The sequence below is a fragment of the Paenibacillus paridis genome (assembly GCF_006345825.1).
In the GTDB taxonomy this organism is placed as follows: domain Bacteria; phylum Bacillota; class Bacilli; order Paenibacillales; family Paenibacillaceae; genus Pristimantibacillus; species Pristimantibacillus paridis.
Map to the genome: position 1 here is coordinate 1 of NZ_VCIX01000090.1, position 20,252 is coordinate 20,252.

Here is a 20,252-nt window from a genome sequence, read left to right on the forward strand (position 1 = left end):
GGAATGGTCTAGGTAACTCTTCTAGATGAGTATTTACTTCATGGCTTACTTTTTATGAAGTCATCATTTTACACAATTATATGGACTCAGCCCTAATTGGAGCGACTGGGCTAGTTTAGATCTATTTTTTAGCCCTATTTCATCAGTTTGGGCTACTTACGCCAGAATAGATCTAAAAATTAGATCTATTTCCCAAAAACCTAGCTATATCCTGGCTAATTGGAGCGACTGGGCTAGTTTAGATCTACTTTTTAGATCTATTTCATCAGTTTGGGCTATTTACGCCAGAATAGATCTAAAAATTAGATCTATTTCTCAAAAACCAGCCATAACCCGGCTAATTAGAGCTGCTGGCAGGAATGGACCTGCTTTTTAGCCCTATTTCATCCATTTCAGCTAATTTTGTTAAATTTACGAGACAAGTGATGAGTAGGGATGTCGAAACAGCAGACCACCAGGATTTGAAAAACGGGTAAGTTTACAAAATACAAAAAACGCCGGAAATACGACGATATTCAACAACTGCTGTTTGAAGGCAGCAGTATGGCCAGCAAATTTTTGGGATAAATAACCAATTACTAATCGACTATCCTTGCTAAACGATTGAACGTCCGTATGGACGCCTACTTTCAGAATTTCATGGATTCTAATTTACAGGGCAGGAAACAAAAAAAAGGAGCAGCACGCTGCTCCTTTTCTTCTTACGAAATGACGAATTTTACGATTACAGCAATGGCGAAAATAACGGTCATAAAACCGAGCATGCCACCAAAGCCGAATACGACGTCCATCAAGTCATGGCGAGGCTCTTCGTTAAAATGCTCGCGCGGGTCTCTAACGTTATCCATCGTTGACGTCCTCCTTGAAAAAGACCGATTGCTTCAATTACAACCTAAAGCGGTCGTCTTTATGTAGTATCGGTTTATTCAACTTATATTAGTATACCCAAACAGCCAAAGAGTTGTAAAGCGGTTACCGGTGACAATTGTAAAACAAAATAGCGTTCATTTATGCTAAAATGTGTACAGAATCTTTAGGCAGTCGGAGGCGAGAGCATGGATCAACAACAAACGGATCGGGAGCTGGCGGAGCAGCAGCTTGCAGTGGCAAAAGAAACGATACGGAACAAGCTAGCTTTGCTCCCCGACCAATCAGGCTGTTACCTCATGAAAAACAGCGAAGGCGTCATTATATATGTAGGCAAGGCGAAGGTGCTTAAGAATCGCGTGCGTTCGTATTTTAACGGCAGCCACAACGGGAAAACGCAGCGGCTCGTATCGGAGATCCGGGATTTCGAATTTATCGTTACGTCCAGCAATATGGAAGCACTCATTCTTGAATGCAATTTAATTAAACAATATCATCCCAGATATAATGTCCTGCTTAAGGACGACAAAACCTTTCCTTATATCAAAATAACGAACGAGAAACATCCGAAGCTGGAAGTAACGAGACGGATCATTAAGGACAAAGGGAAATACTTTGGCCCTTATCCGAACGCTTACGCGGCTCAACAGACGAAGAAGCTGCTGGACCGCTTGTATCCGCTTCGCAAGTGCAAGACGCTGCCGGATAAAGTGTGCTTGTATTATCATCTTGGCCAGTGCATCGCGCCATGCGAATTCGAGGTGGAGCAGTCGGAATACGACCGGATGACCCAGGAAATTTCGCGTTTCCTAAACGGCGGGCAGGATGTGGTCAAGATCGAGCTGCAGCGCAAAATGGAAGAGGCGGCAGAGAAGCTGGAGTTCGAGCGCGCAAAGGAGCTTCGCGACCAGCTAATTGCGATCGACGCGGTAATGGAGAAGCAGAAGATAACGATGTCGGATGCGCTCGACCGGGATATTTTCGGCTTTGCCGTCGACAAGGGCTGGATGTGCGTGCAAATTTTGTATATGCGGCAAGGCAAGCTTATTGAACGCCACGGAACGACCTTCCCGTATTATGGCGAGGCTTATGACGACTTTATGACGTTCGTCACGCAATATTACAGCGACAACCCCGCACTGCCGAAGCAAATTTTGCTGCCAATCCCACCTGAGCTCGAGCAGCTTGAGGCTGAAGGCAAGGCAGCGGAGGATGAGGCGGCAGCCACGCATGCAGACGATGTCATTGCGTCCCTGCACAGCTGGCTGAAGGTTAAGGTGCTTATGCCGCAGCGCGGCCGCAAGAGCGAGGTCGTAACGATGGCGACGAACAATGCGAAGGTCATGCTGGACGAGAAATTCAGGCTGATCGAGCGGGATGAGGAGCGGAGCGTTAAGGCTTCGGAATCGCTGGCCGACTGGCTCGGGCTTGATCAGGTTCGGCGGATCGAAGCGTTCGATAACTCGAACATTCAGGGGACGAACCCCGTCTCTGCGATGGTCGTATTCACGGACGGCAAGCCGGACCGCAAGGAATACCGCAAATACAAGGTGAAGACGGTAAAGGGACCGGATGATTACGAGACGATGCGCGAGGTCATACGGCGCCGTTACGAGCGTGTGTTGAAGGAAGAGCTGGCCGCTCCGGACTTGATCGTCGTCGATGGCGGGAAAGGGCAAATCTCTGCGGCGCTGGACGTGCTTGAGAACGAGCTGGGGCTGTACATTCCGGTTTGCGGCCTAGTCAAGGATGCCAAGCACAAAACGGCACAGCTCATGACCGGCGACCCAGCCGAGATCGTACCGCTGCCGCGCGACAGCCAGGAGTTCTATTTGCTGCAGCGCATCCAAGACGAGGTGCATCGCTTCGCGATTACGTTCCACCGGGAGCAGCGGGGCAAGTCGATGGTCGAATCGAAGCTTGACTCGATTCCGGGTATCGGGGAAAAACGCCGGAAGCTGCTGCTGAAGCATTTTGGCTCGGTCAAAAAAATAAAAGAGGCCTCAGTCGAAGACTTTCGGCCTCTATCTATTGGGGATAAATTAGCTACGCAAATTATAGCTTCTCTAGCGGAGGAGCCGTCGTAACCGGCGGCTTCTTTTCTTTTTTAACGCTAAAATATTTGAGGACGAAGGCAATAAGCACCGGCAGTACCGAGAAGACGATTGCCGAAATGATATTCTCCGCCTTCCCGATCGTCAGCAAGGATATGCCGACGGCGACGCTGTTGAAGATCGCATGCGTGAACATCGATGTAATGAAGCCGTATCTGACAAAAATAAAGCTGAATGCGAGCCCGATAATCATCAGCTCAATCAACCGGGTCGATGACGGGTAGAATGGATACATGACGTGCCCAAGCGCCCAGAACAAGGTTGGCAGCAGGGCTGCGGCGAACGTGTTTTTAAACCATTTGCGGAACAGCCCGATGCCGAAGAAACGGAAGACGGCTTCCTCGGAGATAGCGGCAGCCCAAGCGAGCACGGGCATCAGCCACAGAATGCTCATATTGTAAGGCGACTGCGTGACGTCCGAAGTGTCCCAAGTGCCAATCGACAGCCTCAGGGCGATAAAGATGATGGCCTGTACGGCGAACAGAATAATCGCGAACATATACGATAATCCCATGCTGCGCCACACGTAATCGCCATAGCCTTTTTGCCCGAAGCGCGGCCATAAGGAGCGTCCCTGCGCCTTCCAGAGCGCATCGCCCGCAATGATAGAGAAGTAAATGGATGCAGCCATCGGAATGGTCAGAAGCACCGTGAAAATAGCCGTAATCGTGGTGGCTTGGCCGGCAATTTCGTTCTCGCCCAGCGAAGCCCGAATGCCATCAAGCACATTCAAGTTCATAATCATGTAGGTAATCAAATAAACGACGGTTAAGATAATTCCGTATTTAAACGAAGTCAATCTTCGGTAGAGCACCGCGTAAATAATCGCAAGTATAAACAGCACAATGCTCATAAAGAAATAGCCGAAGCCGGTCAGGAAGCCTGCGAGCTTATCTTGTTTGGTTACATAGCTGATATAATCATCGGGCGCGATGAAAGCAGGCTTGTACTTGGTTATGATTGTACGCCCGTCTACGCTAAGCGCTTCAATCTCAAGGGAGAGCTTGGCATCCTTGATGGAATATAGCCCAGACGAAGTGCCCATCCACTCGCCGCTTTCGTTTATTTGCCGTTGCTTGAAATCGTCGGGACTCAAGCTTTGTGCGGCCAGGAAAGCTTCGATTTGCTTCGTATTGTCCACATCATTCAATGGTTCTCCGTCGACAAGCAAATTCCACGCAACGATTTTTTCGCTTTGCATATGTACGTAAACGAAGCCGCTTCCGCCGCCCACGAACTTCAGATCGACCTGAAAGGTATCGGTGGGAAAGCTCGGGTCATATTTATCGCTATACGTTTTAATCAATTTGTTTTTGGATAAATAGCCGTTCAAAATTTTATCGGTTTGATGCACGGCTTTGGCCGACTTTACTTCGAGGCCGGTCTGCTTTTGCGCAAAATCGGATGCCCGCTCTTCCGCTGCAGACTTCTCGATGACCTTCGTGTTCATGTCTCCGGAGACGATAGACGCAATCATTGGGCCGATCTCTACCGCCGTATAAATGACGAAGCATGCAATTGCCGCCCATAGAAAACGTTTCCATTCAAAAGGCTTGATAGAATCAATCATTCGTTCACCTCAACTGTCTTTATAATGAGTAGCTTCTTTCCTTACCTTAACATACTAATCCCTGAATTATCCAATGAAAAAGAGCAATTGCTTTCAATAACGAGCGAAATAAAGATGTCCGTCAAGCTTAATGAGGGCTGTATTCACCCCATGCCCTTTTTTGGTCTAAAATCGTCTTTAACGTGCCAAACCCCTCCTTTATATGTGGACTGCTTTGGGATTATAATCGTTAACGTCATACTAATTGAATAGCAAAGCCGAATTTCCTATGGAAAACGGGGGAACCATAAAGCTGTCAGAAATCGTATAGCCAGAAAGCGCTCTGGTCATTCCGAAGTGACAGCATGGGGTGAATTTTTGCAGCCGGACATCGTCCTGCTGCGAGATAGGGCTGCCTGTCCAGGCCCGAATCCGTCAGCTAACCTCGTAGGCAAACTGGAACAGGACTCATCGCACAGAGCACTTGAGTTTCAGTGCTTTTTTTTATGCTTATATATAACTAGATTGGTAAAGACATAACGGAAAAAGAGGCTAGGGAATGAAGGTTGATTGGAATGTGCTTAAGTGGTCGCCCCCGCGGATATTAGTCAGCGGCTTTGCTCTTATTATATTGCTGGGGGCCTTATTATTATCCATGCCTTTTGCTTCAGCAAACGGCGATCGCCTGCCTTTTCTCGACGCACTGTTTACGGCGACGTCAGCCACCTGCGTGACGGGGCTGGTCGTCGTAGATACCGGAACCTATTTTTCGGTACCGGGCCAAATCATTCTCATGTGCCTGTTCCAACTGGGCGGACTTGGCTTTATGACCATGGCGACGCTGGTGGCACTTGTGCTGCGCAAGAAGATTTCGCTGCGGGAGCGGCTTCTGCTTCAAGAAGCGATGAACCAATCGAGCATGGAAGGCATCGTGCGGTTGATCCGGCGCGTCATTGTTTATTCATTGTCTATTGAGCTCGTGGGTGCTGCGCTATTTGCTTCAAGGTTTGCCTTTGATATGCCGATCGGCAAAGCGATTTATTTCGGCGCATTCCATGCCGTATCCTTGTTTAATAACGCTGGTTTCGATATTTTTGGCAATTATCGCAGCTTAACGCAGTATGTATCGGATCCGATCGTCAACTTAACCGCCATGCTGCTGATTATTACCGGAGGTTTAGGCTTTGTTGTCATGTCGGACTTAATGGAATATCGCAAAAACCGCAAGCTTTCCTTGCACAGCAAGGTTGTCCTGTCGATGACGGGAACGTTGATTGCACTAGGGACGATCGTCATCTTCATCTTTGAGTTTTCTAATTCGAAGACGCTCGGCTCACTGGATTTTGGAGGCAAGGTGCTCTCTTCCTTCTTTCAATCGGTCACGCCGCGGACCGCGGGGGCGAATACGCTCGACTACACAGGGATAAGGCAAGCGACGATGTTTTTTACGATCATCTTAATGTTTATTGGCGCATCGCCCGGATCGACGGGTGGCGGTATTAAGACAACGACCTTTACGACGTTGGTCGGTGCCGTGTTTGCCATGATTCGCGGACGCGAGGATATTGTGTTTTTCCGGCACAGGCTCGGGAAGGACCGTATTTTCAAAGCGCTGACCATTACCCTTATATCGCTAGGACTTGTCATTATCGTAACGATGATCCTATCGATGACGGAAACGCAGCCGTTCATTCATTTATTGTTCGAAGCGACCTCCGCATTCGGTACGGTAGGCCTGTCGATCGGCGTGACGCCGGAATTAAGCACGGTTGGAAAAGTGGTCATTGCATTAACGATGTTTGCCGGACGGCTCGGTCCTTTGACGCTGGCTTATGCGCTGGGGCCCCGCACAGAAAAAGAATTGTACCGGCATCCCGAAGGCAAAATTACGATTGGATAGGAGATACAGCAGGTGGGAGCAAAAAAGAAGCAATTTGTCATTATTGGGTTAGGGAGATTCGGTTCAAGTTTGGGCCGAGAGCTGATTGAGCTGGGCAATGAGGTACTGGGCATTGATAAGGATGAGGAAGCCGTACAGGAGATGAGCAGCGTGCTCACCTACGCGGTATCCGCGGATTGTACGGACGAGGAAGCGCTCCGCTCGCTCGGCGTCCGAAATTTCGACTGCGGCGTGGTCGCGATCGGCGACGATATTCAGGCCAGCATTCTGACGACCATTTTGCTCAAGGATTTGGGCGTAAAGCAGGTGGTCGCCAAAGCGATGAGCGAGCTGCATGGGCGCGTCCTTGAGAAAATCGGCGTCGACCGTGTCGTTTATCCGGAGCGGGATATGGGTATCCGCGTGGCGCATCAGCTTGTTTCGCCAAACCTGCTTGATTACATCGAACTATCCAAGGAGTATACGATAGCGGAGCTTGCGGTTCCGCAATGCCTAAACGGAAAATCTTTGCATGACCTTAACCCTCGTGCTAGATTTGGCTGCAGCATCGTTGCGATCAACAAACCAGGCGGCATCATCATTGCTCCCACGGCTACAGACGTGCTGGCAGAGCGCGACGTGATGGTAGTCATTGGCACAAATGAACAAATCGAAGAATTTGAGGCAACCGTTATACGTTAGGCGCATAAGCAGGCGGATTTAGAAGCGTAATATTGGAAATGCTGAGGACAGCGGCCTTATTTAGAAGCTGCTGTCCTTTTTACCGGGAAAACGGGCGGCGAGTTCGTTGATCCATAGCCTGACCGAGGGGCTGAGCGCCGCTGCATCCGCATGGATAAGCGAGGTGGTGCGCTTCGTATCCTCCAGCTCGCGAATCGGGATAACGGCGAGGTCATTATCCTCGAGAAGCTGCTTGCGCATATAGGAGCGCGGCAGCAGCGTCGCGGCCCTGCAGGTATGAAGCAGGCGAAGAATCGCTTCGAACGAATCGATTTCCATACGGACATCGGGCTGGAGATGGTACTTGTCGAAGAGCTCGTCCGTAAGCAGCCGGTACCAGGTGCCTTTGGAGAAAAGGATCATCGGCATGCCGGTCAAATCCTGAATGCCGAGCGTCCCTTTGTCCGTAATGACCTGATTACGGGGCAGGACGAGCGACAAATGGTCTTCGAACAGCGGTATGCAGCGCAGCGTCGAATCTTCGATACTGGAAGCGACAATGCCGATATCGGCTTTATTGTCGCGCACAAGGGACACGATTTCATGCGTTTTGCCCGTAATCGCCTTGATGTCGATTTCAGGATGGGTCGCTGTCAGCGTCTGAATTAAATCAGGCAAAGTGGTCTGCAGCGTCGTCAGGCTGGCCCCAATCGTGAGCGTCGTATGTCTGGCCATCGTAAACTCGGAAACCGTTTGCAAATACTTGCGATGCAGCTGGCGCAGCTCCAGCGCGTATTCGTACGTCATTTGCCCGATTCGAGTGAGCTCCAGGCGTTTGCCGATGCGCCGAAACAAAGGGGAGCCGATCTCCTGCTCAAGCTTCGCAATTTTGCGGGATATTGCCGGTTGGGACAAGTTAAGCAGTACGGACGCCTTATTCATGCTGGATTGTTCGACAATTACGGTAAAGACATGCATTTCTTCATTCATGGATGAAGCTCCTTATGTCATTTTGTTATAAGAAATTATAAAAAATAAGCAATTCCATTATAAGCTGAAAAGGAGTAGGATGGAAAGTGTGGCTGATATGTGTCGACTTTTGTTGACGGGGGTACATGCTGGGGTTACAATGTAGAATGATTTGCCAAGCGTAAACTGCTATGTAAAGCCATTGGCGGTATAGCGTTCGTTTTGCGCTGAAATATAAGCAATGTATACAGGATAACCGAAACATTCTTATATTTTAAAATGAAGCATGCTAGCACTCACAGTTTTGAAAGGAGAAGGAATGACATGAAAGGAAACTCGTATTTCTCGCGCAAGCTTCACTCGCTGCTCGGAATCATTCCGCTCGGCGGCTTTATCGTCGTGCATGGACTGACCAACTACCAGGCGTTTGAACGCGGACCGGAAGGCTTTAGCAACGGTGTGCATTTTATCAACAGCTTGCCCGTGATCCCGCTGCTCGAGATTTTCGGCATTTACCTCCCGCTTTTGTTTCATGGTATTTACGGCTTGTACGTCGCTTACCAATCGAACACGAATACGGGACGCTTCAAATACGGACGGAACTGGGCGTTTACCGCGCAGCGCGTAACAGGGGTACTTACCTTTGTCTTCGTATTCTGGCACGTATACCAAACTAGGATTCAAGTTTATCTGGGCCACATCACACATGAAGAGCTTGGGTCAACGATGAACCTAATCGCCAGCAACCCTACTTATTTTGTACTTTATGTCATCGGCGTGCTTGCTGCTGTGTTCCACTTCAGCAACGGTCTATGGGCATTCCTGATTAGCTGGGGCATTACGATCGGCCCTAAAGCTCAGCGTATTTCTTCTTACATTTGCATGGGCATTTTTGTTATCGTTTCCGCGCTGTTCATTCTTTCGCTGGTTGCGTTTAGAGGCGATGAATTCAAGGAAGCTGCAAGTGCGGTATTGACACTTACGAATATCGGTTAGTTTGTAGACAAGGAGCGAAGCGTTATGGCTAAAAATAAAATTATCATCGTTGGCGGCGGTCTGGCCGGCTTGATGGCGACCATCAAAGCTGCAGAAGCTGGCGTGCACGTTGATCTCTTTTCACTGGTTCCGGTCAAACGTTCCCACTCGGTATGTGCGCAGGGCGGCATAAACGGCGCCGTAAACACAAAAGGTGAAGGCGATTCTCCATGGGAGCATTTTGACGATACCGTATACGGCGGGGATTTCCTAGCAAATCAGCCTCCGGTAAAAGCAATGTGCGATGCGGCGCCTGGCATCATTCACTTGATGGACCGGATGGGCGTTATGTTCAGCCGTACATCCGAAGGTTTGCTCGACTTCCGTCGCTTTGGCGGCACGAAGCATTCCCGCACGGCATTCGCGGGCGCAACGACGGGCCAACAATTGCTTTATGCACTTGATGAGCAAGTTCGTCGCTGGGAAGCTGCAGGCCTAGTCAACAAATACGAGCACTGGGAATTCCTTGGCGCTGTTGTAGATGATGACGGCATTTGCCGCGGCGTTTCTGCGCAGGATCTGCGCACAATGGAAGTACACACGATTCGTGCGGATGCGGTTATCCTTGCATCAGGCGGTCCTGGCATTATTTTTGGAAAAACAACGAACTCGGTTATCAATACAGGAACTGCAGCTAGTGCGGTGTACCAACAAGGCGTAAACTATGCGAATGGCGAGTTTATCCAGATTCACCCCACGGCGATCCCAGGCGACGACAAGCTGCGCTTGATGTCTGAATCGGCTCGTGGTGAAGGCGGCAGGATCTGGACATACAAAGACGGCAAGCCTTGGTACTTCCTTGAGGAAAAATACCCAGCTTACGGAAACTTGGTTCCGCGTGACATTGCAACGCGCGAGATCTTCAGCGTATGCGTCGATCAGAAGCTCGGCATCAACCAAGAAAACATGGTTTACCTTGATCTATCCCATAAAGATCCGAAAGAGCTTGATGTTAAGCTTGGCGGCATCATTGAAATTTACGAGAAGTTCATGGGCGATGACCCGCGCAAGATCCCGATGAAAATCTTCCCTGCAGTCCACTATTCGATGGGCGGCATGTGGGTCGACTACAATCAAATGACGAACATTCCTGGTCTGTTTGCAGCCGGCGAGTGTGAGTACCAATACCATGGAGCTAACCGTCTAGGTGCAAACTCCTTGTTGTCCGCTATTTACGGCGGCATGGTTGCTGGTCCGAAAGCTGTTGAATACATCAAAGGCTTGAAGAAATCGGCAGAAGACGTTGCATCCTCTGTATTCGACCGCGAGAACAAGCGTCAAACGGACAAGTACAACAGCATCATCAACATGAACGGCAACGAGAACGCGTATGTCATTCACAAAGAGCTTGGTGAATGGATGACGAACAACATGACCGTTGTACGCTTTAACGACAAGCTGGAGCAAACGATCCACAAGATCAAAGAGCTCAAGCAGCGTTATGCGAAAATCAACATTAATGATTCCGCGCAATGGAACAATGCCAGCGTGGCATTCACGCGCCAGCTTTGGAATATGCTTGAGCTTTCGGAAGCGATGACGCTTGGCGGATTGCTTCGTAACGAGAGCCGCGGAGCTCACTATAAACCGGACTTCCCGGACCGTGACGACGATCATTTCATGAAATCGACGATTGCGAAATGGACGAAAGAAGGTCCGCAAATTTCTTACGAGGATATCGACGTAAGCTTGATCAAGCCTCGTAAACGCGATTACTCGAGCGACAAGAAGAAAGGAGAATAATGATGGCTGAAACGACTGTAGCTACAAAATCGGTTAAGTTTATCATCACACGTCAAGATACTCCTGATTCCAAACCTTATACGGAAGAGTTCGAAGTTCCTTACCGCGCGAATATGAACGTAATCAGCGGCTTGATGGAAATTCAACGTAATCCGAAGAAGGCTGACGGCGCGAGCACAGCACCGGTATGCTGGGATTCCAACTGCTTGGAAGAAGTATGCGGCGCATGCTCGATGGTCATTAACGGCAAGCCGCGTCAAGCTTGCAGCGCTTTGATCGACAAGCTGGAGCAACCGATTCGCCTAGAGCCAATGAGCACGTTCCCAGTTGTTCGTGACCTTGTCATTAACCGTGAGCGCATGTTCGGCGCACTGAAGCGCGTTAAAGCATGGATTCCGATCGATGGCACGTATGATCTTGGACCTGGACCGCGGATGGCTGAAACGAAGCGTCAGTGGGCGTACGAGCTTTCCAAATGCATGACTTGCGGCGTTTGCCTTGAGGCTTGCCCGAACGTGAATGACCGGAACAGCTTTATCGGCCCTGCAGCGATATCCCAAGTTCGTCTGTTCAATGCTCACCCTACGGGCGAGATGAACAAAGAAGAACGTCTGGATGCACTCATGACCGATGGCGGCATTGAAGGCTGCGGCAACTCGCAGAACTGCGTTCGCGCATGCCCGAAAGGCATTCCGCTTACGACTTCAATTGCTGCAATCAACAAGGATACGACTAAGCATTTATTCAAAAAATGGCTAGGCATGTAGTGCTAAGCCCGCTTGGAAACCCTCGACTAGTTCGGGGGTTTCTTTTTTTACTTTTTTGATATTGATTATTATTATCAATGATAGTGGATGGACATTCCTTTGTCAATTGGGCATTAAGCGCTATTGATAAAAATGTTTGCTCGGATAAATGCGATAGGATATGGTTTCTGGCATGAAGATTGAATGAGGCGAATCATAACATTCAGCATAAATATACTACTAATCGTACAAATCAAACATGCAGCAGCGAGGCTATGCTGCACATATGCAATAACAATCTACTGTTGAGTGTGAAGGGATGATGCTATCCTGCACCTCTGCAGTAGAATGCGTTAATACAGCGCCTGAGCGTGATGATAAGGTGAACTATATTGTATGGAATGCAAAACATAGCAGCAGAATCTGGCGAAGAAGCGGCTCCTATCCTGCGTGTGTACAACTTAGCCTGGCTAAGTGGGGGAGAGTGAGGGGTGAGGGTGAAGGGGACCAATCAGCAAAAGGGGAAAATAAAAAAACCGCCTCAGCGGTTTCTCATTTTACATCCATTGTTCGCCCCATTTTTGAATGGATTCGATGACAGGCTCAAGCTCCCGTCCCTTGCCAGTCAATTCGTACTCAATGCGTACGGGCATCTCAGGGTAAACCTGACGTTTAATAATCGTTATTGATTCCAGTTCTTTCATCCGGTCCGTCAGCATTTTGTCGCTCATTTCGGGAATTTGTTCCTTGATCTCTTTGAACCTTTTCGGTCCTCCAAGCAATACCCGAATAATTCTGCCCGTCCACTTTTTACCTAATATGTCGGCTGCGGCTTCATACTTTGGGCACATTGTCGAATAATCCAACCGTATCACCCCGCTTTTTGTAATCCTATTGTAGCATATGAACGAACTAAAAGTAAGTTCATAACAGTGGGAATACGTGATTTTTTTAAAAAATATATATTTACTATATAAAAGTTAGATTCGTGGCGGTTGTTGCTTTCAAGCGTTATAAACGAATGATTATCAGACCGGCAAGCGTGCAAGCAAAGGCTGTCCATTGCAAGCCGGTAAGCTTCTCCTTATAAAAAACGATAGCGCCTGCGGCTACAACAAGGCTGTTTGTTGCGAAGATCGGCGCAGCCAAATTCGCCTGCCCGGTAGCTAGAGCCACCGCATAAAGCTGCAAACCGCCGTAGGAGAACAGTCCCGCGATAATGCCGAGCCTCAGGCCGGTTCGCTGGGCGGCTTTCTCAGCCTTGGTCTTGGATGGGATAAGGAACCAGCCGAGCGAAAGGGCATAGGCGATAAATAAAATCGGGGCGCTGGGCATGCCGAGTTCTTCGGTTACTTTCAGGCCGCCATTGCGAAGAGCGAACATGACAATAGCCACTCCTACGAGAAGGAACCAGCGTTTCTCCGTAATCGTGAGCGGTTCTTTCCTCTTATGGGCGATAAATACAACGGCAAGCAGGAGGAAGGTGATACCGACCGCTTCATAAGCGCTAAGTGGCTCCCTGTACCACCATGTCGCCAGGGCAATCACTAATATGATATTCATATTGGTAAGCGGAGACGTTAGGCTGGCCGGGCCAAAATGCAAGGCCTTCATAAATAAAGCATTGCCCCAAGCCGATCCAGCACCGATAATGATGCCTGCGATCCACACCTTCGGATTGCCAAGCACACCAATCGTTCCCTCAAGCGCTGCATGTACGCCAAAACCTAACGTACCGGAAGCGTATAATCCTAGGAGGAGTGTTCGCGTTGAACCGCCGCGCATTTGGGATACTTTCATCCACCAGCCTGCGAGTCCGAACAAAAAAGCGCTGCTGATGGCTGTTATGAGCCACATGGATGTTCATCCCCTCAAATTTGTTACACAAATGAAATAGTTCTGTTATCGTCTCATCACATTAATGGGCTATTATAATAAACAAGACCCCCTTTTTTAATATATCTTTTGGGACCTGCAGCGTGCAGGTCCACTTTTTTTGTCCATATCCTCGACTATAACGATACCACTACCGGCTGGCGCTTGCGGTAAAACACCCACTGCTTAAAGCCGATCTCCTTCAACCTTTGCTGAACCCGATCCCAATCATCCCCGACCCGGCTTGGCAGGTGGGCATCCGAACCGAACGTTACATTTACCCCAAAGAATAGGGCACGCTCCAAAATCGCGTCCGAAGGATACCAGCCTCCAACGTATTTGGTGCTGCCGGACGTATTGATCTCGATCGCAACGCCATTTTCAGCGATGACCTTAAGTGCATCGTCAATATCCGAGTCTGCTGGGATATCGGAGAACGATGGGTAGTATCCTTTCATGGCATCGATATGACCTAAAATTTCGAACATGCCGCTGCGTGCGGATTGCTTGATAAGCTCGTAGTAGCTTTGCTTCACGCTTACATGCTGTGCCTCATCTAAACCCTTCCAGCGGTTACGATTGAATATGCTGACACCGCCCACCTGATGGACCGAGCCAATCAGATAATCGAACGGAACGCCGTCGTACGCTTTGCGGTAGCTGTCCAGATACTCAGGGAAAAAATCCGACTCCATGCCAAGCAGCACTTCGATTTTGCCTTCGTATTTCTCCTTCAAGCGAAGCACTTCATTGACGTAGTTGGCAAAGTCGCTTCTGGCCATGGCAATTCCCGGAGACGGCTGATCTTCCTCGTGGTAAAAGTAAGGCGAGTGGTCGGATATGCCAATCACCTGAAGGCCGGCATCAAGCCCGGCAAGTATGTAATCCTCAATATTTCCGTCGGCATGGCCGCATCTGAGATGATGGGTGTGCAAATCGAATTTCATCTTAATCTCTCCTATTCTATCTGTAGGTCGTCTTATTCGCTGCTGATGAAGTGATGCTCGGGCATGCCTTTAAGATCGCTTAGAAATTGCTGCAGCGCCGTATTGATGTAGCGCCCGGACTTATAGACGACACCCACCGGATGGCTGGTTTCCAGCTCGTTTACTTTGATCATTTTTAGTGTGCCCATTCGGAGCTCGTTAGCGATAGAAAGCTTGGATACGACGGCGGCGCCCAAATTAATTTCGACCATGCGTTTGACTTCCTCGCTGCTGGACACCTCCATCACAATATTCGGCTGTATATTGTACTTACGGAATATTTTATCGACGAACTTGCGTCCAAGCGTATCGGGAGCGAGCATGATCATTGGGATATCCTTGAGCGTATCGACGGTTGTATGCGTAAGCCGGCTCATATGGTGAGAAGGCGGGACAACAAGCTCGAACGTATCGTAGTAAAGAACAGAGGAGGTGACATTCGGGTTTTTTTCGGTTAGGTAGGTAATGCCGATATCGACGGATCCATTTTCAACGCTGGCCATGACTTGGGATGAGGGCATGGAATGGATCGTTGTTTTAATCAAAGGAAATTGGTTTTGAAAATACGACATGACGCGAGGCAAAATTTGAATGGCGATGGAGGATGTTGTGCCAAGCAAAATGTGACCTTGCGGCGTTAGGTTCAAATCGGACAGCTTATGCTTTAATTCCTCAACAATGTTAAGGATTTGCTCTGCGTGCTCCAGAAAAACTTGACCGTGGTCGGTTAAAGTGACTGGTTGATTACGATCGATAAGGACCGTCTTGAACTCATCCTCCAGACTTTTGATTTGTGCCGATACAGCAGGCTGGGTCAGGTTGAGAAGTTCGCCGGCTTTTCGGAAACTCATCGTCTTGGATATCGTTTGGAGTGTTTCAAGCTGGCTGATGTTCACGTCAATCCCCCTCTCAAAAATACATAATGCTCAAATGCTTATTATACTATTATAATGGATACCCCTTGGTTCAGCAAAAAAAGGGCCGCCTCCGCTTTAGGCAAGATGCCAAGCAGGTGCAGCCCTACAGGCGCTATTCGGAGCAGGCGGCTATAGCCACTCCTTCTTGCGGAAAATAAAGAACATGCTTATGCCGAGCAGCAGCATGATGCCGAGCAAAATATATGACCCCAGCCGCAGATGCAAGCCCGGAATAAAATCGAAGTTCATTCCATAGATGCCGGTAATAAAGGTGAGCGGCATGAAAATCGTCGTAATGGCGGTAAACACGCGCATGATTTCATTGGCGCGGTTGGATACGCTGGATTGGTAGGCCTCGCGCAAGTTGCCCATTAGATCGCGGTACGTATCGAAGGACTCGGCGATTTTCAAAGCATTTTCGTATATATCGCTAAAATATTTTTGGAGCTGATCGTCGATCAGCTTTAGATCCTTTTTGTTTAGCGTTGCAATGACATCGCGCTGCGGGCCGAGCACTTTCTTGAGCCAGAGAATTTCCCCGCGCAAACCGATAATTTCATTCAAATGCGACTTCTTGGTATGCATCAAGATATCCTCTTCAAGCGCTTCAATGCGGTTGTCGATTCGGTCACCGACGAGGAAGTAATTATCCACGACGATATCGACAAGGTGATAAAGGAAATAATCGGGACGGCTGACTTCCTGTTCCCATAGAACAGGCTTTAGGGAACGCAGCTCGTTAATTTTTTGTTTCGTAACGGTTATAATAAAGTGGCGGCCGAGAAAAATGTTCAGCGCCCTGAGAAAAATCTCTTCGTCATCAAAACGGATGCTGTTTATAACGATAAAATAATGGCTTTCGTAAATTTCGATCTTTGGTCGCTGTTCCTCTTCGCTAAGGCAATCCTCAACGGCCAGATCATGCATGCTGAACAGCGGTTGCAGCACGGCTAGGTCTTCAACATCGGCATCTATCCAGTAGAAGCCTTCTTTCGACGGGACAAGCGTTTCATTGATATCATCAATTGTGGTAAAAATTCCATTGCTAACGAGACGTATTTTCATCCGGAGTCACTCCTTAATTTCAATTAGAGGAAACTGCCGGCTGAATTGGACTTGGCCGGCAGTAACCGTATTCGACTGTTTTCAGGCTTAGGTCTGTCGCCTTCCATGTCCTTTGCACCCCTTATTCGTGGAATTTGTCGTCATAATTCTTGTCTAGTATACTCCTGCACCAGCTTTACATTCAAGCATAAAAACTGCGAATTTCCGGCTATTTCTTCAGCGTATGCAAATGTACTTCTTGACGCGATTGACAGAATGCATTAAAGTTGAATTGAAATGTAACCGCGGAAAATTGAATAGACTACTTTCTTATCAAGAGCAGGCGGAGGGACTAGCCCGATGAAGCCCGGCAACCGGCGTATTATACGCACGGTGCTAATTCTTGCGGAGACATTTATGTTTCTGAGAGATGAGAGAGGCGGATGGCTTATTTACTGAGCATACGACCTTTTCTCACAGCAGAAAGGGTCTTTTTCATGTTCAAGCGGTCATACTGCCTAAAGAGGAGTGAAAATCATGCCAATTAAAGTACCCGATAACCTTCCGGCCAAAGAAATTTTAAATCACGAGAACATTTTCGTCATGGATGAGAGCGTCGCTTATCAGCAGGATATCCGGCCGCTCCGCATTGCGATCCTTAATTTAATGCCTACGAAGGAAACCACAGAGACGCAGCTGCTGAGGCTGATTGGCAACACGCCGCTGCAAGTTGAGGTTGTATTGCTGCACCCTAGAACGCATACGTCCAAAAATACATCGGCCGACCATTTGGAATCCTTTTACAAAACGTTCGATGAAATTTCGCATGAGTATTATGACGGGCTCATCATTACGGGCGCCCCGGTTGAGCATATGCCATTTGATCAGGTTAACTATTGGGAAGAGCTCAAGGAAATTATGGACTGGAGCACGAGGCGCGTAACCTCAACCTTCCATATCTGTTGGGCAGCGCAGGCTGGCCTATACCACCACTACAATGTTCCTAAATATAATTTAGATGACAAAATGTTTGGGGTTTACCCTCATACGATCGAGAAGCGCAACGTGAACTTGCTGCGCGGCTTCGACGAAATGTTTTTTGTGCCGCAGTCACGTCACACGGAAGTTCGCCGTGAAGATATCGAAACGATTGAGGAGCTTGATATCTTATCGGAATCTTCGGATTCTGGCGTGTACATTGTTGCATCGAAGGACGGTCGGCAAATCTTTGTCACCGGCCATTCCGAATATGACCCGACCTCGCTCAAGTACGAATATGACCGCGACCGGGCCAAAGGCCTTGAAATCGCTGTGCCAAAAAACTATTTCCCAGGCGACAACCCGGCTGGCGCACCGCTGTCCACTTGGCGTGCCCATGCGAACCTGCTGTTTTCGAACTGGCTGAACTATTACGTATATCAACAAACGCCGTTTGATTTGGGCGCAGGCATCTAACCATAGACGAGGGAGTGCGATTTAACCATGAAAATTGAAAGCCAATTAGCTCAAATCGGATCTATTAAAGAGCCTGTAACCGGGGCAGTGAGTTTTCCAGTATATCAAGCTACCGCATTTCGCCATCCCAAGCTTGGAGAGAGCACGGGATTTGACTATGCGCGTACAAAAAGCCCGACAAGAGCCGTTCTTGAAGAGGCGGCAGCACAATTGGAAGCTGGCGATGCAGCGTTTGCCTGTAGCTCCGGCATGGCTGCACTGCAAACGATTTTCGCTCTGTTCAGCCAAGGCGATCATTTGATTGTGTCGCTTGACTTGTATGGAGGCACTTATCGTTTGCTGGAGCGGATCATGTCCAGATTTGGCGTTACGGCTTCTTATGTAGATACCAATGATATTGATGCCATGTCCACATTATGGACGCCTAATACCAAGGCGGTACTTATCGAAACGCCAACCAATCCGCTCATGATGATTACCGATATCGAACGGGTAGCGGCATGGGCAAAATCAAAAGGCTTGCTAACGATTGTTGACAATACGCTGCTGACGCCGTTTTTCCAGCGCCCTATCGAACTTGGAGCAGACATTATCATTCATAGCGCGACTAAATATTTGGGTGGGCACAATGATGTGCTGGCAGGGCTTATCGTTACCAAAGGCAAGGAATTGTCCGAAGAAATGGCGTTTCTGCATAACTCGATCGGAGCGGTGCTCGGACCACAGGATTCATGGCTGCTCATGAGAGGCATGAAGACACTGGCTTTGCGCATGGAGCGCCATCAGCATAACGCGACTGCGATTGCCAATTATCTGTTAGAGCATCCAGCTGTCGAGGATGTTTATTACCCAGCCCTTCCGCATCATCCGGGCTACGATATCCAAAACAAGCAGTCGTCCGGCAATACGGGCATTTTCTCCTTCCGCTTGAAGGATTCACGTTATGTAGAGCCTATTCTGCGCCACATTAAGCTTATCGCTTTCGCAGAGAGCCTAGGCGGCGTGGAATCCTTGATGACTTACCCGGCGGTCCAGACTCATGCGGACATTCCGATTGAAATCCGCCAGGCGATTGGGGTAGATGACCGTTTGCTTCGTTTCTCTGTCGGCATTGAGCATGCCGACGATTTAATTCATGATTTGGCGCAAGCGCTGGAAGCGGCCAAACAAGAGATTGGGGAGGTACTGTAAAGGATGGGTCACGATAACGATAAGATTGCACCGCAAGATCGCCGCTTTGCGACTAAACTGATTCATTTTGGTGCTGAAATCGATGAACATACAGGCGCTTCTAGCGTTCCGATATACCAGGCTTCAACGTTCCACCACCATGATATTTTTAATCCGCCGCAATATGATTACAGCCGCTCGGGCAACCCTACTCGCCAAGCGCTGGAGGATTATATCGCACTTCTCGAGGGTGGATCACGAGGCTTCGCATTTGCATCCGGGATGGCTGCCATATCCACGACATTTCTGCTGCTGTCCGCTGGGGAGCATGTCATTGTAACCGAGGATGTGTACGGCGGAACGTACCGTTTGCTGACTTCGATTCTAGATCGTCTTGGCATTGAGTCGACTTTTGTAGACATGACCGATTTTGAAGCGGTCAAAGCGGCGCTGAAGCCGAATACGAAGGCTGTATTTATGGAAACACCTTCGAACCCGACGCTTAAAATCACCAACATAGCGGAAACCACTGCGTGGGCGAAAGAGCATGGTTTGCTCACCATGCTCGACAACACGTTCATGACGCCTTATCACCAGCGTCCGATCGAACATGGCGTAGATATCGTGCTGCATAGCGCAACGAAGTTCCTTGGCGGTCATAGCGACGTGCTTGCAGGGCTTGCAGTAACGGCCGATGAAGGGCTTGGCAAGCGGCTGAAGCAGCTTCAGAACGGAATGGGCACTGTGCTTAGCGCGCAGGAGTCATGGCTGCTGATGCGCGGAATGAAGACGCTCAAGGCGCGGATGGAATATAGTGAACGCAGTGCCCGCAGACTTGCGGAATGGCTGTCGGAGCACAAGGAAGTTACAGCTGTATATTATCCTGGTTTGGAGAACCATCCAGGCCGTGCTATCCATGAAAAGCAATCGCTTGGTTACGGAGCTGTTGTGTCCTTTGATGTGGGCAGCGGAGAGCGTGCCAAGTCTTTGCTTAGCAAGGTTCAAATTCCTCTCGTAGCGGTTAGTTTGGGTGCAGTGGAGAGCATACTCTCGTATCCGGCCATGATGTCGCATGCCGCTATGCCAAAAGAAGTGCGTCATGCCCGCGGCATTACTGACGGGCTTGTACGTTACTCGGTCGGCCTTGAAGATATTGAAGATTTGCTTGAGGATCTGGATCAGGCACTTCGTGGCTAATTAGGACAAAATGAAAGAAAAACAC

At 48.9% G+C, this 20,252-nt stretch carries 17 protein-coding genes and 2 riboswitches; of the genes, 9 read left to right on the forward strand and 8 right to left on the reverse strand.

Translation table 11 applies throughout. From position 1 onward, the window contains the following. Positions 1–701: 701 nt before the first annotated feature. Complete coding sequence (locus FJQ58_RS19410) at positions 702–848, reverse strand: YqzM family protein (RefSeq protein WP_139996426.1); 147 nt, start codon at positions 846–848, stop codon at positions 702–704. A 207-nt stretch (positions 849–1,055) separates the two neighbouring features. On the opposite strand from FJQ58_RS19410, the gene uvrC reads away from it, so the two are divergent. Further along, entirely contained in the window at positions 1,056–2,954 is a 1,899-nt protein-coding gene (uvrC, locus tag FJQ58_RS19415; protein WP_139996427.1) for an excinuclease ABC subunit UvrC, read from the forward strand. Here the strand turns inward: uvrC and FJQ58_RS19420 are convergent. Beyond that, complete coding sequence (locus FJQ58_RS19420) at positions 2,923–4,551, reverse strand: CPBP family intramembrane glutamic endopeptidase (RefSeq protein WP_139996428.1); 1,629 nt, start codon at positions 4,549–4,551, stop codon at positions 2,923–2,925. The two genes, uvrC and FJQ58_RS19420, sit on opposite strands and share 32 nt — an antisense overlap. Positions 4,552–4,796: 245 nt before the next feature. Beyond that, positions 4,797–4,999, forward strand: a riboswitch (cyclic di-AMP (ydaO/yuaA leader). A 90-nt stretch (positions 5,000–5,089) separates the two neighbouring features. Here FJQ58_RS19420 and FJQ58_RS19425 point away from each other — a divergent pair. Both FJQ58_RS19425 and FJQ58_RS19430 read left to right on the forward strand, forming a co-directional pair. Next, positions 5,090–6,430, forward strand: a complete 1,341-nt coding sequence (locus FJQ58_RS19425) for a TrkH family potassium uptake protein (protein WP_139996429.1) — start codon at positions 5,090–5,092, stop codon at positions 6,428–6,430. Between the two features lie 12 nt (positions 6,431–6,442). Further along, a complete protein-coding gene (locus FJQ58_RS19430; RefSeq protein ID WP_139996430.1) occupies positions 6,443–7,111 on the forward strand; it encodes a potassium channel family protein in 669 nt (222 codons plus the stop codon). Positions 7,112–7,171: 60 nt separating this feature from the next. On the opposite strand, the gene FJQ58_RS19435 is transcribed toward FJQ58_RS19430, so the two are convergent. Beyond that, a complete protein-coding gene (locus FJQ58_RS19435; RefSeq protein ID WP_139996431.1) occupies positions 7,172–8,080 on the reverse strand; it encodes a LysR family transcriptional regulator in 909 nt (302 codons plus the stop codon). A 303-nt stretch (positions 8,081–8,383) separates the two neighbouring features. On the opposite strand from FJQ58_RS19435, the gene FJQ58_RS19440 reads away from it, so the two are divergent. From FJQ58_RS19440 to sdhB, 3 genes are read left to right on the forward strand one after another with little or no spacing between them, the layout of a single operon-like run. Beyond that, a complete protein-coding gene (locus FJQ58_RS19440) occupies positions 8,384–9,055 on the forward strand; it encodes a succinate dehydrogenase cytochrome b558 subunit (RefSeq protein WP_139996432.1) in 672 nt (223 codons plus the stop codon). A gap of 24 nt (positions 9,056–9,079) precedes the next feature. Then, positions 9,080–10,837, forward strand: a complete 1,758-nt coding sequence (gene sdhA / locus FJQ58_RS19445) for a succinate dehydrogenase flavoprotein subunit (protein ID WP_139996433.1) — start codon at positions 9,080–9,082, stop codon at positions 10,835–10,837. Positions 10,838–10,839: 2 nt separating this feature from the next. Beyond that, positions 10,840–11,604, forward strand: coding sequence for a succinate dehydrogenase iron-sulfur subunit (gene sdhB, locus FJQ58_RS19450; RefSeq protein ID WP_139996434.1), 765 nt, complete (start codon positions 10,840–10,842; stop codon positions 11,602–11,604). Between the two features lie 536 nt (positions 11,605–12,140). Here sdhB and FJQ58_RS19455 read toward each other — a convergent pair. The 5 genes from FJQ58_RS19455 to corA form a co-directional block, all read right to left on the reverse strand. Continuing rightward, positions 12,141–12,449 (reverse strand): winged helix-turn-helix transcriptional regulator, encoded by a 309-nt coding sequence (locus FJQ58_RS19455; protein ID WP_139996435.1) that lies wholly within the window; start codon positions 12,447–12,449, stop codon positions 12,141–12,143. 145 nt (positions 12,450–12,594) lie between these two features. After that, positions 12,595–13,440, reverse strand: coding sequence for a DMT family transporter (locus FJQ58_RS19460; protein ID WP_139996436.1), 846 nt, complete (start codon positions 13,438–13,440; stop codon positions 12,595–12,597). Positions 13,441–13,595: 155 nt separating this feature from the next. Continuing rightward, positions 13,596–14,405 carry a histidinol-phosphatase gene (locus tag FJQ58_RS19465; protein ID WP_139996437.1) on the reverse strand — a complete coding sequence of 270 codons (810 nt, stop codon included), beginning with the start codon at positions 14,403–14,405 and terminating at the stop codon, positions 13,596–13,598. Between the two features lie 32 nt (positions 14,406–14,437). Then, the gene (locus FJQ58_RS19470) at positions 14,438–15,340 is read right to left on the reverse strand and encodes a LysR family transcriptional regulator (protein ID WP_139996438.1); all 903 of its coding nucleotides are present in this window, start codon (positions 15,338–15,340) and stop codon (positions 14,438–14,440) included. A 150-nt stretch (positions 15,341–15,490) separates the two neighbouring features. Further along, entirely contained in the window at positions 15,491–16,426 is a 936-nt protein-coding gene (corA, locus tag FJQ58_RS19475; protein WP_139996439.1) for a magnesium/cobalt transporter CorA, read from the reverse strand. Positions 16,427–16,732: 306 nt separating this feature from the next. Continuing rightward, a riboswitch (SAM riboswitch) is annotated at positions 16,733–16,842 on the forward strand. Between the two features lie 100 nt (positions 16,843–16,942). On the opposite strand from corA, the gene metA reads away from it, so the two are divergent. The 3 genes from metA to FJQ58_RS19490 are packed head-to-tail and all read left to right on the forward strand — an operon-like array spanning position 16,943 to position 20,227. Next, on the forward strand, positions 16,943–17,860 hold the full coding sequence (gene metA, locus FJQ58_RS19480; RefSeq protein WP_139996440.1) for a homoserine O-acetyltransferase MetA: 918 nt from the start codon (positions 16,943–16,945) through the stop codon (positions 17,858–17,860). A gap of 27 nt (positions 17,861–17,887) precedes the next feature. After that, positions 17,888–19,051: an aminotransferase class I/II-fold pyridoxal phosphate-dependent enzyme gene (locus FJQ58_RS19485; RefSeq protein ID WP_139996441.1), complete on the forward strand. Its 1,164-nt coding sequence runs from the start codon at positions 17,888–17,890 to the stop codon at positions 19,049–19,051. A 3-nt stretch (positions 19,052–19,054) separates the two neighbouring features. Continuing rightward, positions 19,055–20,227 carry a trans-sulfuration enzyme family protein gene (locus tag FJQ58_RS19490; RefSeq protein WP_139996442.1) on the forward strand — a complete coding sequence of 391 codons (1,173 nt, stop codon included), beginning with the start codon at positions 19,055–19,057 and terminating at the stop codon, positions 20,225–20,227. The last annotated feature ends 25 nt before the right edge of the window (positions 20,228–20,252 follow it).

Excerpts from the sequence above, each read along its gene's own strand:
- FJQ58_RS19410 (WP_139996426.1), bottom strand. The coding sequence starts at position 848 with ATGGATAACGTTAGAGACCCGCGCGAGCATTTTAACGAAGAGCCTCGC.
- uvrC (WP_139996427.1), top strand. The coding sequence starts at position 1,056 with ATGGATCAACAACAAACGGATCGGGAGCTGGCGGAGCAGCAGCTTGCA.
- FJQ58_RS19420 (WP_139996428.1), bottom strand. The coding sequence starts at position 4,551 with ATGATTGATTCTATCAAGCCTTTTGAATGGAAACGTTTTCTATGGGCG.
- FJQ58_RS19425 (WP_139996429.1), top strand. The coding sequence starts at position 5,090 with ATGAAGGTTGATTGGAATGTGCTTAAGTGGTCGCCCCCGCGGATATTA.
- FJQ58_RS19435 (WP_139996431.1), bottom strand. The coding sequence starts at position 8,080 with ATGAATGAAGAAATGCATGTCTTTACCGTAATTGTCGAACAATCCAGC.
- FJQ58_RS19440 (WP_139996432.1), top strand. The coding sequence starts at position 8,384 with ATGAAAGGAAACTCGTATTTCTCGCGCAAGCTTCACTCGCTGCTCGGA.
- sdhA (WP_139996433.1), top strand. The coding sequence starts at position 9,080 with ATGGCTAAAAATAAAATTATCATCGTTGGCGGCGGTCTGGCCGGCTTG.
- sdhB (WP_139996434.1), top strand. The coding sequence starts at position 10,840 with ATGGCTGAAACGACTGTAGCTACAAAATCGGTTAAGTTTATCATCACA.
- FJQ58_RS19460 (WP_139996436.1), bottom strand. The coding sequence starts at position 13,440 with ATGTGGCTCATAACAGCCATCAGCAGCGCTTTTTTGTTCGGACTCGCA.
- FJQ58_RS19465 (WP_139996437.1), bottom strand. The coding sequence starts at position 14,405 with ATGAAATTCGATTTGCACACCCATCATCTCAGATGCGGCCATGCCGAC.
- corA (WP_139996439.1), bottom strand. The coding sequence starts at position 16,426 with ATGAAAATACGTCTCGTTAGCAATGGAATTTTTACCACAATTGATGAT.
- metA (WP_139996440.1), top strand. The coding sequence starts at position 16,943 with ATGCCAATTAAAGTACCCGATAACCTTCCGGCCAAAGAAATTTTAAAT.
- FJQ58_RS19485 (WP_139996441.1), top strand. The coding sequence starts at position 17,888 with ATGAAAATTGAAAGCCAATTAGCTCAAATCGGATCTATTAAAGAGCCT.
- FJQ58_RS19490 (WP_139996442.1), top strand. The coding sequence starts at position 19,055 with ATGGGTCACGATAACGATAAGATTGCACCGCAAGATCGCCGCTTTGCG.